General features: G+C 72.6%; 12 protein-coding genes. 8 read left to right on the top strand and 4 right to left on the bottom strand.

Annotation, left to right across the window (positions count from 1 at the left end; translation table 11 throughout):
- Positions 1–2 precede the first annotated feature (2 nt).
- The 4 genes from ACFXBC_RS10550 (at position 3) to ACFXBC_RS10535 (ending at position 3,514) form a co-directional block, all read left to right on the top strand.
- Positions 3–743 carry a class I SAM-dependent DNA methyltransferase gene (locus ACFXBC_RS10550; RefSeq protein WP_385021402.1) on the top strand — a complete coding sequence of 247 codons (741 nt, stop codon included), beginning with the start codon at positions 3–5 and terminating at the stop codon, positions 741–743.
- Between the two features lie 259 nt (positions 744–1,002).
- Positions 1,003–1,590 (top strand): DUF5998 family protein, encoded by a 588-nt coding sequence (locus tag ACFXBC_RS10545; RefSeq protein WP_327294837.1) that lies wholly within the window; start codon positions 1,003–1,005, stop codon positions 1,588–1,590.
- Complete coding sequence (locus tag ACFXBC_RS10540) at positions 1,590–2,786, top strand: alkaline phosphatase family protein (protein ID WP_385021398.1); 1,197 nt, start codon at positions 1,590–1,592, stop codon at positions 2,784–2,786. The genes ACFXBC_RS10545 and ACFXBC_RS10540 overlap by 1 nt, the downstream gene beginning before the upstream one ends.
- A gap of 59 nt (positions 2,787–2,845) precedes the next feature.
- Positions 2,846–3,514, top strand: coding sequence for a thymidine kinase (locus tag ACFXBC_RS10535; protein ID WP_385021395.1), 669 nt, complete (start codon positions 2,846–2,848; stop codon positions 3,512–3,514).
- Between the two features lie 68 nt (positions 3,515–3,582).
- On the opposite strand, the gene ACFXBC_RS10530 is transcribed toward ACFXBC_RS10535, so the two are convergent.
- A complete protein-coding gene (locus ACFXBC_RS10530) occupies positions 3,583–4,356 on the bottom strand; it encodes a VOC family protein (RefSeq protein WP_385021392.1) in 774 nt (257 codons plus the stop codon).
- Positions 4,357–4,561: 205 nt separating this feature from the next.
- Here ACFXBC_RS10530 and ACFXBC_RS10525 point away from each other — a divergent pair, with 205 nt between their 5' ends.
- The gene (locus ACFXBC_RS10525; protein ID WP_385021389.1) at positions 4,562–5,398 is read left to right on the top strand and encodes a sulfurtransferase; all 837 of its coding nucleotides are present in this window, start codon (positions 4,562–4,564) and stop codon (positions 5,396–5,398) included.
- Between the two features lie 135 nt (positions 5,399–5,533).
- Here ACFXBC_RS10525 and sepH read toward each other — a convergent pair whose 3' ends face one another.
- Positions 5,534–6,616 carry a septation protein SepH gene (gene sepH / locus ACFXBC_RS10520; protein WP_385021386.1) on the bottom strand — a complete coding sequence of 361 codons (1,083 nt, stop codon included), beginning with the start codon at positions 6,614–6,616 and terminating at the stop codon, positions 5,534–5,536.
- Positions 6,617–7,091: 475 nt separating this feature from the next.
- Here sepH and ACFXBC_RS10515 point away from each other — a divergent pair, with 475 nt between their 5' ends.
- Entirely contained in the window at positions 7,092–8,099 is a 1,008-nt protein-coding gene (locus ACFXBC_RS10515; RefSeq protein ID WP_385021383.1) for a hypothetical protein, read from the top strand.
- Positions 8,100–8,187: 88 nt separating this feature from the next.
- Here ACFXBC_RS10515 and ACFXBC_RS10510 read toward each other — a convergent pair whose 3' ends face one another.
- Together ACFXBC_RS10510 and ACFXBC_RS10505 are read right to left on the bottom strand one after the other, a co-directional pair.
- A complete protein-coding gene (locus tag ACFXBC_RS10510) occupies positions 8,188–9,534 on the bottom strand; it encodes a D-arabinono-1,4-lactone oxidase (RefSeq protein WP_385021380.1) in 1,347 nt (448 codons plus the stop codon).
- Entirely contained in the window at positions 9,467–10,738 is a 1,272-nt protein-coding gene (locus ACFXBC_RS10505) for an MFS transporter (protein WP_385021377.1), read from the bottom strand. The genes ACFXBC_RS10510 and ACFXBC_RS10505 overlap by 68 nt, the downstream gene beginning before the upstream one ends.
- Before the next feature lie 151 nt (positions 10,739–10,889).
- On the opposite strand from ACFXBC_RS10505, the gene ACFXBC_RS10500 reads away from it, so the two are divergent.
- Together ACFXBC_RS10500 and ACFXBC_RS10495 are read left to right on the top strand one after the other, a co-directional pair.
- Positions 10,890–12,002, top strand: a complete 1,113-nt coding sequence (locus tag ACFXBC_RS10500) for a ferrochelatase (RefSeq protein WP_385021375.1) — start codon at positions 10,890–10,892, stop codon at positions 12,000–12,002.
- 112 nt (positions 12,003–12,114) lie between these two features.
- Entirely contained in the window at positions 12,115–12,915 is an 801-nt protein-coding gene (locus tag ACFXBC_RS10495; RefSeq protein ID WP_385021372.1) for an inositol monophosphatase family protein, read from the top strand.
- The last annotated feature ends 29 nt before the right edge of the window (positions 12,916–12,944 follow it).

Raw genomic sequence — 12,944 nt, 5'->3', positions numbered from 1 at the left:
CCATGACGAGCAGCGAACTGTGGACCCGTGCGACAGCCGAACGCTACGACGCCGAGCAGACCGACATGTCATCGGCCGCCGTTCTCGAACCTACTCTCGCCTTCCTCGCGGAACTCGCCGGAGACGGCCGGGCACTGGAGTTCGCCATCGGGACCGGACGGGTCGGCGTACCGCTCCGGGAGCACGGCGTGCCGGTCGTGGGCATCGAACTGTCCGCGCACATGGCAGCGGTCCTCCGGCGCAAGGTCGATGAGGACATGCTTCCGGTGTCCGTCGGAGACATGGCCACCACTGTCGTCCCCGGCGGGTTCACCCTTGTCTATCTCGTGTACAACACCCTCTCGAACCTGCTCACACAGCACGAACAGGTCGAGTGCTTCCGCAACGCCGCCCGCCATCTGGAACCCGGCGGCCGGTTCGTCATCGAGCTGGGTGTGCCGCCGCTGCGGTTCCTGCCTCCCGGCCAGGTCGCGGTGCCCTTCGACGTCTCCGAGCGGCATCTCGGCTTCGACACCTTCGACCTGGCCGAGCAGATCCTCGTCTCCCACCACTTCACCCGCGACGGCGACGACGGCCGCTACCGTCGTGGCAGCTCCCGGCACCGGTACGCCTGGCCCGCGGAGCTCGACCTGATGGCACGGATCGCCGGGCTCGAACTGGAACGTCGCGTCGCGGACTGGGACGGGGAACCGTTCACCCAGGACTCCGCGAAGCACATCTCCGTGTGGCGCAAGCCGGTCTGAGGGCCGCCCCCGGGCTGCCGCCGGCGGAGCAGTGCGCATCCGGAAGCGGGAATCAGCTCGGTGCGATGAACGCCGGCGTGACCTGACGCACATTTCCCGGCAGGGGCGCCGATCCCGTACAAGCGGCATCCGTGCACCCCGGTCAGGTCGCTTCCGGCGGCAGAGCACACGCAGGGCACCCGGCGCGGCAGGGGCCACCGCCCGGTTCCGGCAGCCGAGCGACGTGGTGACGCCGATGGCGGCGTCTAAGATGGAGCCCATGGCGAAGACCGGTACAACGACCCAGGGGCTCCGCGCGGCCATCGAGCGCAGCGGCTACTACCCGGCCCTCGTGGCCGAGGCGGTGGAGGCCGCTGTCGGCGGCGAACCGGTTTCGTCGTACCTGGTGCACCAGGAGACGACATTCGACTCCAACGAGGTCCGCCGCCATGTCACGGTCCTCGTCCTGACGGGCAACCGCTTCATCGTCAGCCACACCGACGAGCAGGCCGCCGACGGCAGCTCGCCGACGCCGTTCGCCACCACGTCGACCGAGTCGGTGAAGCTGGGCCGGATCTCCTCCGTCGTGCTCAGCCGTGTCGTGGCGAACCCGGAGAAGTACGTCCCCGGAACCCTGCCCCGCGAGGTCGTCCTGACCATCGGCTGGGGCGCCGTCGCCCGGCTCGATCTGGAGCCCGCGGCCTGCGGCGACCCCAACTGCGAGGCGGACCACGGCTACACGGGCAACTCCACGGCCGACGATCTGAGCCTGCGGGTGAGCGAGGCGGGCGACGGCCCGGACACCGTGCGCCAGACCCTCGCCTTCTCCCAGGCGCTCTCCGAGGCGACCGCGGCGGCCGGCCGCTGATGGCTCTGCCCGACTGGCCGTACGAGGACGACACCGCCCCGCTCGCCCTCTCCACCGCCCCGGTGCCGGAGTACGGCTCGGGTTCGCTCGCCGACCTGCTGCCGACTCTCGCCGCGGGACTGGGAGTTCCCGGTCTCACCTCCGCGATCCCGGAGTTGACGCCCGCCGACCGGAACTGCGTCTTCCTGATCGACGGTCTCGGCTGGGAGCAGATCCGCGCGCACCCCGAAGAGGCCCCGTACCTCCACTCGCTGCTGCCGACCTCGCGCGGCTCCACCGGCCGTCCGCTCACGGCCGGATTCCCCGCCACCACGGCGACCTCGCTCGCCTCGGTCGGCACCGGACTGCCACCCGGCGCCCACGGCCTCACCGGGTACACCACCCGCAACCCGGCCACCGGCGAGCTGATGAACCAGCTGCGCTGGCGGCCCTGGACCGACCCGCACCTCTGGCAGCCGTACCCCACGGTCTTCCAACTCGCCGACGCGGCGGGCGTGCACACCGGGCAGGTCTCCGCGCCCGACTTCCAGAACACCCCGCTCACCAAGGTCGCACTGAGCGGCGGCACTTTCAGGGGCCGGCTCACCGGCGAGGACCGGATGGACCTGGCCGCCGCCCAACTGGGCGCGGCCGACCGCTCGTTGATCTACACGTACTACAGCGAGGTGGACGCCAAGGGCCACCGCTTCGGCATGGAGTCGGATGCCTGGCGCGGCCAGCTGATGTACGTCGACCGGCTCGTCCAGCGCCTCGCCGAGCAGCTCCCGCCCCGGGCGGCGCTGTATGTCACGGCGGACCACGGCATGGTCGACATCCCGTTCGACGAGGAGTCGCGTATCGACTTCGACGAGGACTGGGAACTGGGCGCCGGCGTCGCCCTGCTGGGCGGCGAAGGCCGGGCCCGGCACGTCTACGCGCTGCCCGGTGCGCAGAGCGATGTGCTGGCGGTCTGGCGTGAGGTGCTCGGCGGGCAGTTCTGGGTGGCGAGCCGCGACGAGGCCATCGCCGCGGGCTGGTTCGGCCCCGCGGTCGACGAGCGGGTGTACGGGCGGATCGGCGATGTCGTCGCCGCTGCCCAGGCCGACGTGGTGATCACCGCGTCCCGCCGCGAGCCGCACGAGTCGGCCATGGTCGGGGTACACGGTTCGATGACCCCCGCGGAGCAGCTGGTACCGCTGCTCGAAGTACGCTCGTAACCGCGCCTGCCACGCCCGCCGCGCCCCTCCCCGCAGACCCGAAAGGCCCGCGACCTCCCATGCCTGAGCTGGTTTTCTTCTCCGGAACGATGGACTGCGGGAAGAGCACGCTCGCTCTGCAGATCGAGCACAACCGCTCGGCGCGCGGGCTCCAGGGCATGATCTTCACCCGCGACGACCGGGCCGGCCAGGGCAAGCTCTCCTCCCGGCTCGGCCTGGTCACCGAGGCGGTCGAGGCGGGGGAGGGGTTCGACTTCTACGCCCATCTCGTCCGCCATCTCTCGCACGGCGGCCGTGCGGACTACGTCATCGCGGACGAGGCGCAGTTCCTCGCCCCCGGGCAGATCGACCAGCTGGCCCGGGTCGTCGACGACCTCGGTGTCGACGTCTTCGCCTTCGGGATCACCACCGACTTCCGCTCCAAGCTCTTCCCCGGCTCACAACGGCTCGTCGAACTCGCCGACCGGGTCGAGGTGCTCCAGGTGGAGGCGCTCTGCTGGTGCGGCGCCCGCGCCACCCACAACGCCCGCACGGTCAACGGGGAGATGGTCGTGGAAGGCGCCCAGGTGGTCGTCGGCGACGTCAACAACCCGCCGGGCGAGGTCGGTTACGAGGTCCTCTGCCGACGGCACCACCGGCGGCGGACGACCGCGTCGGCCGCACGCGCGGCAGCCCTCTCGCCCGATGTCCTCCCGGTGGACCGTACGGACGTCAGCGCTCCGTCCTGACGGCCGACGGCGCAAGCATCGTCCTGATGAACCGGGACGTCAGCGCCCTGTCCTGGCGAACCGGGACGTCAGCGCTCCGTCCTGACGACCGTGAAGACCGCGCCCTCCGGGTCGGCGACCGTGGCCAGCCGCCCGGTCTCGCCCTGGCACGGCTGCTGGAGCACCTGCCCGCCCAGTTCGGTCACCCGGCGCACCGCCGCGTCGACGTCCGCCACCTCGAAGTACGTCATCCAGTGCGCGCCCCGGTCCCGGGGCAGCGCCTGGCCGACCCCGTGCAGCGAGGCCACCGCCCGCCCCTCCAGATACAGCGTCAGACGGTCGAGGTCGGCCGAGACCACCGCCTCCGACTCATAGCCGAACACCGCCTGGTAGAACTTGCCGACCGTGCCGGTATCCCGGGTCACCAGCTCGTTCCACACCGGCGTCCCGGGCACACCCCACTCCGCGGTGCCCACATGTGCCGCCGCCTGCCAGATGCCGAAGACCGCGCCGTCGGGGTCCGCCCCTATGGCCAGCCGACCCGCCTCTCCCGCGTCGAGCGGACCCACGCCCACCGTCCCGCCGCAGTGCCTGACGGCCGCCGCGGTCGCATCGGCATCGTCCGATGCCAGATACGTCGTCCAGGCGATCGGCAGATGGCGGTCCGGCGGCAGCTGCCCGATCCCCGCGACCTCACGGCCGTCCAGCAGCGCGCGGACGTACGGGCCCAGTTGGCCGGGCCCCGGCCGGAACTCCCAGCCGAACAAGTCGCCGTAGAACTCCTGGGTCTCGGACAGGCCGTGCACCATGAGACTCACCCAGCAGGGGGTTCCGGGCCTGCGCCGCGAGGCTGCCTCGGTCATTTTCGCTCTCTCCTCGGACCATCGGTGGTGGCCGTGCGGGGGCCGGTGGACCGCCCCCCGCCCAGATGCTTCCACCACCTGCCGTGCGCCGCGCCCCGGCCGCGCCGCATTTTGCACGTTCCAGCAGGAGGATGCCTGTTTTGGTACTCCTCGTCCTTTTCTACGGCGTTACGCGTGAGCCGGACTCTGGGCGAGGATGGCAGCCATGACACCCATCATCACCGCATCCGATCTCGCGAGCGAGTCGGCCGGACCCCGTCCGCCGGTCCTCCTGGACGTCCGCTGGCAGCTCGGCGGCCCGAACCTGCGCCCCGATTACGAGGCAGGCCACATCCCCGGTGCGGTCTTCGTCGACCTGGACACCGAGCTGGCCGGGCCGCCCGGCGCGGGTGGCCGCCACCCGCTGCCCGACCCGGCGGAGCTGGGCGCTGTGCTGCGGCGGGCCGGCGTCTCGCAGGGCGCCCCGGTCGTCGTGTACGACGGCGGCCAGGGGTGGGCCGCGGCCCGCGCCTGGTGGCTGCTGCGCTGGACCGGCCACCCGGATGTCCGGGTGCTGGACGGCGGTCTCGCATCCTGGCCGGGCCCGCTCTCCACCCGGACCCCGGCGCCCGAGCCCGGCGACTTCGTACCGGCGCCCGGGGCGCTGCCGCTCCTCGACGCGGACGGCGCGGCCGGCCTGGCCCGCAAGGGCGTACTGCTGGATGCCCGCGCCGCTGAGCGCTACCGGGGCGACGTCGAGCCCGTCGACCGGGTCGGCGGGCATATCCCCGGCGCGCTGTCGGCCCCGACATCCGAGAACACCGGGGCGGACGGGCACTTCCTCCCCGCCGGTGAACTGGCCGCGCGGTTCGCCGCGTTGGGGGCGGCCGGGCAGGACACGGAGGTCGGTGTCTACTGCGGATCGGGTGTGTCGGGGGCGCATGAGGTGCTGGCCCTGGAGATCGCGGGGATCCGGGCCGCGCTCTACGCGGGTTCCTGGTCGCAGTGGTCGTCGGACGAGACCCGCCCGGTCGCCAAGGGGCCCACGCCCGACGGGGCCTGAAGCACGCGGCGGGGCCCGCGTCGCGTACGGGCTCCTGAGCGCACGGCCCGGGGCCCGTACCGCACACCGCACACGGCCCGGGGGCCCGTACACCTCGCGTACGGGCCCCCGGGCCTGCTGCACGTACCGCTCCGGCTACTCCTGCTTCTTGCGCCGCGTCCCGAAGACGATCTCGTCCCAGCTCGGTACGGCGGCCCGCCGGCCGGGACGGACGCCGTCCGCCTCGGCCTGCCGGTCCGTCGTCCCGGTCAGCCGGTCGCGGTGACCGGCCACCGCACGCGGCATCAGTACGTCCGCGTACGCCGAACCGGCCCCGGCGGACGCCGCGGGCGGCTCCTCGGACTCCGGCTCCTGTACGGGCTCGGACGGCGGGAGCTCGGGCGGCGCGGGCCGCTCGGGCACGATCATGTCGCCCCGGAAGCTCGGCACCGCCTCCAGCAGGCTGGTCAGCGAGTCCCGCTCACCGCTGCCGCTCTCCTCCGGCTCGGGAGGGGCGGGCACCGGCGCGGTGGGCCGCTCCATCTGCCGGTCCAGGGCCCGGTCGAGCGGCCGGTCCAGCGTGCGGTCGAGCGGCCGGTCGCGGGGGAGCCTGGCGATGCGCGGTACGAACGGGAAGCTCGGCTCCGGCGCCGCCAGCGAGTCGTCGGACTCGCCGATCAGCGAGCGGGCCTCGTCGTCCATGGCCTGCACCAGACGGCGCGGCGGGTCGTAGGTCCAGCTCGCCGAGTGCGTCTCGGTGGCGACCCGGTAGACGAGCAGGACCTCCCAGGTCCCGTCGTCGCGGCGCCACGAGTCCCAGAGCACGGTGTCACGCTCGGCGCCGCGCAGCAGCAGCCGTTCGTTCACCGCCTCGCCGAGCTGCGGGCCGGTACCGGTGTTCTCACCGGCGCGCCGTACCGGAGTCTTCCGGGCGCGCTCGGCCATGAACGCGCGCTCCGCGAGCACGGGGCCCTCGAATCGGCGGACCCGGTCGACCGGGATCCCGGCCATCTGGGCCACCTCTTCGGCGGAGGCACCCGCTCTTATACGCGCCTGGATGTCACGGGGACGGAGGTGGCTCTCCACCTCGATCTCGATCTGGCCGAGGCGGGCGCGGTCGTTGCGGACCGCGGCACGCAGCCGCTCATCGATCGGAAGCGTGTACTCCGTACTGTCCGCAGCTTTGAGCACCAGTCGTGTGCCGTCATTCGAGACGGCCACGACACGCAGTTCGGGCATGGGAACCTCCCGGGTGGTGCCTGCCGACGTCACGTGCGTCGCTGCTTCCGCTAGTCGAGTGTGGCCTGCCCGGGTACGGCACGCCACAACCTTGCCGAGTTATCCGGCGTGTCGGGCCTCAGCCCTGGAACGCCGTTATGGCACGGTTACCTGTTTGCGACGCAGAGCGACCGTCGGTCACTCTGTGCAGCGAGGCGCCCGTGCGTTGCCATGGTGCCGCCGGTTCGAGTGCCGCCTTAGGCTCCCTTCCGCCTGTCCGGACACCCCTGAGGGAGGCCGGGCCCAGGGCTCGCCACAGTACTCCATTCGGGCCAAGGGGGTGGACGGCTCGCCGCCGAACTTCCCATGGTCCGGCGGAGGGGAGGCCGGTATGTGCCGCCAGCGTATGCGCGCAGGTGTTGTGCTTCACACAATCTTCCGAAATGGAACTATCCACTTCGCTCACATGTCCCTTTCTGGTGCAAGGTGTACCCAGATGGGCAAACAGGGGCTGGTGATGGAGCAGAAGCCGGACGGCGGCACGGAGACCGGAAGCGGGAAGCGGAAGCAGTTCGATCTCAGCGTTCCGCAGGTCGCGGGCAGTGCGTTCGCGGCTGTGGTGGCGGCGGTACTTGCCTCGCAGCTCGGTGTGTACGGAACGATCATCGGCGCGGGCCTGGTGAGCGTGATCGCCACCTGTGGCGGCACGATCTTCCAGCACCTCTTCCGGCGCACCGGGGAGCAGATCCGCGAGGTGACGGTCCAGGTCAAACCGAAGGTCCTGAAGGTCCCGGTGCGGCAGGTGCCGGGGGCGCCGGAGCCGGGCGAGGCGCCGCCGACGATCGCGGTGCCGTGGGCCCGGGGCACGGGCGCCGACGGGACCGAGTGGACCGCGCGGCTCCCCGCGGACGCGGAGCCGGACGCGACACGGCTGCTGACCCCGGTCGCGGGCGAAGCACTGACCGGCGAGGAACTCCCCGGCGAAGAGTTCACCGAGGCCACGACCCACGGGACGCGGGTGCGGGGCTGGAAGCGCTCCGCCCTCGCGGCCGTGGTCGTGTTCGCCGTGGCGATGCTCGGGATCACCGGCTTCGAGCTGGTCTCGGGGCACGGCCTCAGCGGCGGCTCGGGGACGACCGTGGGCTCGGTGGTCCAGGGCGGTGGCGGCACCCGGCACCACGCGCCGGAACCGGCGGTGTCGACCGACCCGCAGCAGAGCCAGGACCCGCACCGGACCGACCGGCAGCAGAGCCCGAGCCCGGACCCCTCGGCGAGCACCGGCTCCGGATCGGGCTCCGGCGACACCGGCCGGTCGAAGCCCGACCCGGGGAAGAGCGGCACGTCGGCCGATCCGACCCCCAGCCCCTCGCAGTCGGCGGGCGACGGGGCGCAGTCTCCGGACCCGACGCCGTCCGGTGACAGCTCCGGCTCCGCTCCCGGGCACGACGACACCGGCCGGCAGGACAACGCGCCGGACACCGGAGCGGAGAACCCGGCGGGATAGCGCTCCCGCCGGGTGACGGCCCCGGGGATCCGGGATCCGTGGTGCCCGAAATCCAGGGCGGCCGGGTGCCTGAGGGCCTGGGCGGCTGTCAGTCGCCCAGGACCCGGCGCAGATAGTCGTTGCCGAACAGCCGCTGGGGGTCGAGGCGGTCCCGTACCGCCGTGAACTCGCCGAAGCGCGGGTACACCCCGGCCAGATACGCCGCGTCGCGGGTGTGCAGCTTGCCCCAGTGCGGGCGCCCGCCGTGCGCGGTCATGATCCGCTCCACCGCGGTGAAGTACGCCCGGTGCGGAGTGCCCCGGTACAGATGCACCGCGATGTACGCGCTCTCCCGGCCCGAGGCCGTCGAGAGCGCGATGTCGTCGGCGGGCGCCGTACGGACCTCGACGGGGAAGCTCACCCGCAGCGGCGAGCGCTCCACCATCGCCCTGACCTCACGCAGCGCCGCGACCGCGGCCTCCCGGGGCAGGGCGTACTCCATCTCCACGAAGCGCACCCGGCGCGGACTTGTGAAGACCTTGTACGGGATGTCCGTGTAGGTGCGGGCGGACAGCGCCCGGCTGGAGATCTTCGCGATCGCGGGGATCGTCGCGGGGACGGCCCGGCCCAGCGAACACGCCGCCTGGAAGACACCGTTGGAGAGCAGCTCGTCGTCGATCCAGCCGGACACCCGGCCGGGTGGGGCGGCGGGGCCCGCGCTGCGGTTGTTGCGCTTGGTGTTGCAGTTGGCGGTGTGCGGGAACCAGTAGAACTCGAAGTGCTCGTTCTCGGCGACCAGCTGGTCGAAGTCGGCGGTCACCCGGTCGAAGGGCATCGGCTCCTCGCGGGCCGTCAGCAGGAAGACCGGCTCCACCGCGAACGTGATGGCCGTGACGACACCCAGCGCGCCGAGCCCGATCCGTGCCGCGGCGAAGACCTCCGGGTGCTCGTCGGCCGAGCACGTCAGCACCGAGCCGTCGGCCGTCACCAGTTCGAGCGCCCGGATCTGCGCGGAGATCGACGCGGACTCACGGCCGGTGCCGTGGGTGCCGGTGCTGGTGGCACCCGCCACCGTCTGGTCCATGATGTCGCCCATGTTCGTGAGGGTCAGCCCCTCACGCGCCAGCGCCTGGTTGAGCCGCTTCAGCGGGGTCCCGGCCTCGACGGTCACGGTGCCCGCCGCGCGGTCGATCCGCCGGATACCGGTGAGGAGACCGGGACGTATCAGCAGCCCGTCGGTGGCCGCGGCGGCGGTGAAGGAGTGGCCGGTGCCGACCGCCTTCACCTTCAGGCCGTCCTCCGCCGCGCGCCGGACGGCATCGGCCAGTTCGGCGGTGGACGCGGGGGTCACCTCGCGCGCCGGACGGGTGCTGACGTTCCCCGCCCAGTTACGCCAGGTCCCCGGCGCCCGTACCGCCGTCGCCGTCCGTGCCGGTGTTGCTGGTGTACCGGTCATCCGCCCCGCTCCCGTCTCGTGACACCGGCGCAGTGAGCCGGCGGTATCCGGGCAACGCCACCGCGGCCGCGAGCGCTCCCGCCACCAGCGGTACCAGATAGCCCTGGCGTGCCCCGCCCGCGTCGACCGCCCAGCCGGCGGCCGACGAGCCGAGCGCCACCCCGACGGCCAGCCCGGTACTGGTCCAGGTCATGCCCTCGGTCAGCCTGCTGCGCGGTACGTGCTGCTCGACGAGGGCCATCGTGGTCACCATCGTCGGTGCGACGAAGAGCCCCGCGACAAAGAGCGCCCCGGCCAGAAACGGCAGGTTCCCGGCCAGTTGGAGGGGGATCATACTCAGCGCCATCGCGGACACCCCCACCAGCCATCTGCGGGAAGCGGCCCCCTGGAGGTGCAGCAGCCCGAAGACCGCCCCGGCCAGACAGGATCCGAGCGCGTACACCGCGAGCACCAGACTGGCCAGCGGCTTGTGGCCGTGCTCGTCCGCGAAGGCGACCGTCACCACGTCGATCGCGCCGAAGATCGCCCCGGTGGCCACGAACGTCAGCACCAGCAGCCGCAGCCCGGGAGAGCCCAGGGCGGAGCCGCCGGGGCCGTGCCCGTGCGGATGCGGGGCCGGCTCGGTGGCGCGCTGCGCCGTCAGCCAGCACACCCCCACGACGAGGAAGCCGCCGGCCATCAGCGGCCCCGCCTCGGGGAACCAGGCGGTGGAGAGCCCGATGGAGAGGATCGGGCCGAAGATGAAACACACCTCGTCGACGATCGACTCCCAGGAGTACGCCGCGTGCAGCCTGCGCGGATCTCCCCGGTGGATCGACGCCCAGCGGGCCCGGACCATGGAGCCCACGCTCGGGACACAGCCGGCGCCGGCCGCGAAGACGAAGAGCGTCCAGTCCGGCAGCCGCTGCTGGGCACAGACCAGCAGCCCCGCCACGGCGGCTGCCGACACGGCGGTCGCCGGACGCAGCACCTTCCGCTGCCCGTGCCGGTCGACGAGCCGGGAGATCTGCGGTCCGATGGCGGCCGCGGAGAGCGCCAGCGTCGCGGAGAGCGCGCCGGCCAGTCCGTACCGCCCGGTGAGCTGCGAGATCATGGTCACCACGCCGATGCCCATCATGGACAGCGGCATCCGGCCGAGAAGTCCGGCCGCCGAGAACCCCTTGGTGCCGGGGGCGGCGAAGATCGCACGGTAGGGACTGGTCAAGAAGGGCTCCGGTAAAGCGTCCGGTAAGGCGTACTGATGGTGTGCGCAGCTTACGGGCGGTGATCTACCCAGGGCATCGGGGGGCGGCCTCGACCAGGCGTTCCGTGGGGCGTCCCGGAGGCTGTCGGACCCGGGTGGCAGGATCTGTGGCATGTCCGATCAGCGCGATCCAGCTCCCTACGACGCCCTCCTGCTGCTCTCCTTCGGCGGCCCCGAGGGCCCGGACGACGTGGTCCCGTTCCTGGAGAACGTGACCCGCGGCCGCGGCATCCCCAAGGAACGGCTCAAGGAGGTGGGGCAGCACTACTTCCTGTTCGACGGGGTCAGCCCCATCAACGGCCAGAACCGCGCCCTCCTCGACGCACTCCGCAAGGACTTCGCGGGACACGGTCTGGACCTCCCGGTCTACTGGGGCAACCGCAACTGGGCGCCGTATCTGACCGACACCCTGCGCGAGATGACCGCCGACGGGCACCGCAGGATCGCCGTCCTGGCCACCAGCGCGTACGCCTCGTACTCCGGCTGCCGCCAGTACCGCGAGGACCTGGCGGGGGCGCTGGCCACTCTGGAGGCGGAGGGGCTGGAGCTGCCCCGGGTGGACAAGCTGCGGCATTACTTCAACCACCCGGGTTTCGTCGGGCCGATGGCCGACGGCGTGCTCAACTCCCTGGCGGAGCTGGACGGTGCGGTCCGGACCGGCGCCCATCTGGCGTTCACCACGCACTCCATCCCCACCTCCGCCGCCGACAGCTCGGGCCCGGCGGGCGGGGCGTATGTCGCCGAGCACCTGGACGTGGCACGGGTGATCGTCGAGCGGGTCCGCGCCGAGACGGGGACCGACCACCCCTGGCAGCTCGTCTACCAGTCGCGCAGCGGCTCCCCGCAGACCCCCTGGCTGGAACCGGACATCTGCGATCACCTCACGGAGCTGCACGGGGCGGGGGTGCCCGCGGTCGTGATGGTGCCCATCGGCTTCGTCTCGGACCATATGGAGGTCCTGTACGACCTGGACACCGAGGCGGTCGCGAAGGCGGCCGAACTGGGCCTGCCCGTCGTACGGTCGGCGACCGTCGGCGCCGACCCCCGTTTCGCCGCGGCGGTGCGCGACCTGCTCCTTGAGCGGGCGGCCACCGAGCGGGGCCGCCCGGTGGAGCGCTGCACGCTCGGCGCGCTGGGGCCCTCGCACGACGTCTGTCCGGTCGGCTGCTGCCCGGCCCGTACGGCCAAGCCGGCGGCCGCGGGCGCCGACAGCCCGTACGCGTAGACCAGCCGGCGGGGCCGTACATGTGAACCAGCAGCCCGGACCGCAGGTGTGAACCAGCAGCCGGGCCCGTAGGTGTGAACCAGCCGTCCGACGCGTGACCAGAGGGAGAACCGTGACCGACCCGCTCCACACCGAACTGCTCGAACTGGCCCTGGAGGCCGCCCGGCGCGCGGGCGCGCTGCTGCGGGACGGGCGCCCAGCCGATCTGGGGGTCGCGGCGACCAAGTCCAGCCCCATCGACGTCGTCACGGAGATGGACATCGCCGCCGAGAAGCTGATCACCGGCTATCTCACCGACTTCCGCCCCGAGGACGGCTTCCTGGGCGAGGAGGGCGCCAGCTCCGAGGGCAGCAGCGGCATCCGCTGGGTCATCGACCCGCTGGACGGCACCGTGAACTACCTCTACGGGCTGCCCACTTGGTCCGTCTCGATCGCCGCCGAGCAGGACGGCGAGACGGTCGCGGGGGTGGTGGCGGCCCCGATGCGCGGTGAGACCTTCCACGCGGTGCGCGGCGGCGGTGCCTATCTCGGCGAGGCCCGGCTGCGGTGCAGGCCCGCGCCGCCGCTCGACCAGGCCCTGGTGTCGACCGGCTTCAACTACGTGGCGACGGTCCGCACCCACCAGGCCGCCGTGGCCCAGCGGCTCATCCCGCAGCTCCGCGACATCCGGCGCGGCGGCTCGGCGGCCATCGACCTCTGCGACGTGGCGGCCGGCCGGCTCGACGGGTACTACGAGCGCGGACTGCACCCCTGGGACCGGGCGGCCGGCGGCCTGATCGCCCGTGAGGCGGGGGCGCTGACCGGAGGGCGGCCGGGGGAGCGCCCGACGGACGATCTGACGGTCGCCGCGTCACCCGGTGTCTTCGAGCCGCTCCAGGCGCTGCTGGAGCAGTACGGAGCCTGGCACGACTGAGCGTGGGGGGGGGGGCCGCCCCCCCCCCC

Source organism: Streptomyces sp. NPDC059398 (assembly GCF_042751845.1).
GTDB lineage: Bacteria > Actinomycetota > Actinomycetes > Streptomycetales > Streptomycetaceae > Streptomyces.
Note: the sequence above shows the minus strand (reverse complement) of the source record. Positions and strands in the feature narration are given on the sequence as shown.